The organism is Novosphingobium sp., assembly GCF_031417815.1.
GTDB lineage: Bacteria > Pseudomonadota > Alphaproteobacteria > Sphingomonadales > Sphingomonadaceae > Novosphingobium.
The window spans coordinates 1-2,175 of record NZ_JANOWI010000029.1 but is presented as its reverse complement, the minus strand read 5'-3'; the positions used below and the strand labels follow the sequence as shown (position 1 = coordinate 2,175).

2 protein-coding genes are annotated in these 2,175 nt (G+C 65.3%); both read right to left on the bottom strand.

The features are described from left to right. Positions 1-84 (bottom strand): sulfotransferase domain-containing protein (locus tag RMN99_RS14380; RefSeq protein WP_409035241.1); only part of this gene is annotated, 84 nt, incomplete at its 3' end. Positions 85-368: 284 nt separating this feature from the next. Next, entirely contained in the window at positions 369-2,093 is a 1,725-nt protein-coding gene (locus RMN99_RS07185) for a class I adenylate-forming enzyme family protein (protein ID WP_309622622.1), read from the bottom strand. Positions 2,094-2,175 lie beyond the last annotated feature (82 nt).

The window sequence follows — 2,175 nt, the reverse complement described above, 5'->3', positions numbered from 1 at the left end:
GAACACCATCATGCCCACGATCCGCTGCATCCAAGTGGTGCCACACTTGGGGTAGGTCGAGATGACAATGTCGCCAGATCGCATCGGGAAATCGTCCCAAAAAGTGCTGTCGAACAGCCTGTTGCGCACGTGGCGCGTGGCAGGCCGGATCAGGCGCGGCGCGGCGCTCACTGCGCAATCCAATCGATGCAGTTAGGCATAAGTCGCCCTTTCCGAAAGGCGGAGCCGACCCGGTGACGGGACTAAAACAGCGGGCCGAGCAAGTCCATCGCAATCGACTGGCTGACAACGTCCGGCCTCCGCCCCATTTCGGCCAAAGAGCCGACGCTATCGCCCAAGCAAAAGCGCACAGCATTTATCTGAGCAGTTTAGGCAAACAGCCCCCGCAGCTCCTTCTTCAAAATCTTGCCATTGGCATTCCTCGGCAAGGTCTCTGGATAGAACAGCACCTTCACCGGCACCTTGAACCGCGCCAGCCGCTCTCCGACCAAAGCCTGCAATTCCGCCTCGCTCGCCTCGGTTCCAGGCTTCAAGTAAACCACCGCCGCCGGTTCCTCGCCCAGCGTGCGGTGGGGGATGCCAACGATTGCGGCGTCCATCACTGCCGGGTGTTCGTAGAGCACGTTTTCGACCTCAGACGAGTAGATGTTCTCGCCGCCGCGGATGACGATGTCCTTGGCGCGGTCGGCGATGTGGCAGAAGCCTTCTTCGTCGATCCAGGCGAGGTCGCCGGTGCGGACCCAGCCGTCGATGAACGTTTCGGCGCTGGCCTTGGGGTTGTTCCAGTATTCCGCGACGATCATCGGGCCGTTGGCCCACAATTCGCCGACTTCGCCCTGCGGTACCTCCTGGCCCTCGGGATCGGTCAGCTTGAGCCGCGACACCGGCACCGGCGGGCCGCAGCTGTCGGGGCGGAACAGGTAATCCTCGGCGCCGTGCTGGGTGACGGTGGCGGTGGTTTCGGTCATCCCCCAGCCGTTGCCGGGCAATGCGCCGAACACTTCGCGGATCTTGCGGACCAGTTCGGGGGCCGATGGCGCACCGCCATAGCCGATCGATTCGAGGCTCGAGAGATCGTAGTTTTCGCGCTCGGGATGCTCGATCAGCTGCCAGGCGATGGTCGGCACCCCGCCGGTGGCGTGGACCTTCTCGCGCTCGATGATCTGGAAGGCTTTGACCGGGTCCCACTTGTACATGAAGATCATGGTGTGCCCGGCGGCCAGCGCGCCCATCATCGTCGCGCTGCAGGCGGTGGCGTGGAACAGCGGGATCACGGTCAGGATCGTGCGTGGTTCGGGATCGGGCAGCGCCTCACCCCGGCGCAGCACCGAACGCGCTGCGGTGTAGCCTGACGAAAAGATGTTGCTGAGGAAATTGCGGTGCGTGCCCAGCGCGCCCTTGGGATTGCCGGTGGTGCCGCTGGTGTAAAGGATCGTCGCGGGATCATCGGCCTCGAGTGCCACAGTGGGCAGCGTGCGTTCGGGCAGCCCTGCCCAGGCCGCGCTCTGGCCGATCACGTCTTCCAGCCGGGTGGTATCGGGCCGGGCCACGGCAAGGCGCGAGACCAGAATGTGTTCCAGCCCCGGCAGTTCGGCGCGGAGCGGCAGGATCCGGTCGAGCCGCTCGGCATCGCAGACCAGCAGCTTGGCACCCGAATCATTGAGGCCGTAGCTGAGCTCCTGCCCGGTCCACCAGGCGTTGAGCGGCACGCAGATCGCGCCCAGCGTCACCGCCGCGAAGAACACCACCGGCCATTCGGGCAGGTTGCGCATCGCCAGCGCGATCCGGTCGCCCTTCCGGACGCCCAGTTCCTCGAAATGCGCGGCCAGCGTGGCGACCGCGCGGTACCAGGCCTCATAGCTGACCCGCTCGTCCTCATAGATCGTGAACATCTGCGCGCCGTGCCCGCGCGCGGCTTCGACCAGCGCGGCGAGGTGCGGCGGAGCGGCCTTCCACACCCGGGTCGGCACGCCGCGGATTTCCACGGTTTCGATCTCGAACTTGCTGCCGGGGACGCACAAGGCTTCCTCGCACTCGGGCAGCGTCATTGCCGGCCAGCCAGCCGGGATCCATTCTGCAAAACTCTCGCCCATCGTCTCTCCATGGCCGCCTGTGTGCGGGCCTTGCGATGGAGACTAAGCTAGCCGCGCGCGCCGAACAAGGCCGAGCCGACAC

Excerpts from the sequence above, each read along its gene's own strand:
- RMN99_RS07185 (WP_309622622.1), bottom strand. The coding sequence starts at position 2,093 with ATGGGCGAGAGTTTTGCAGAATGGATCCCGGCTGGCTGGCCGGCAATG.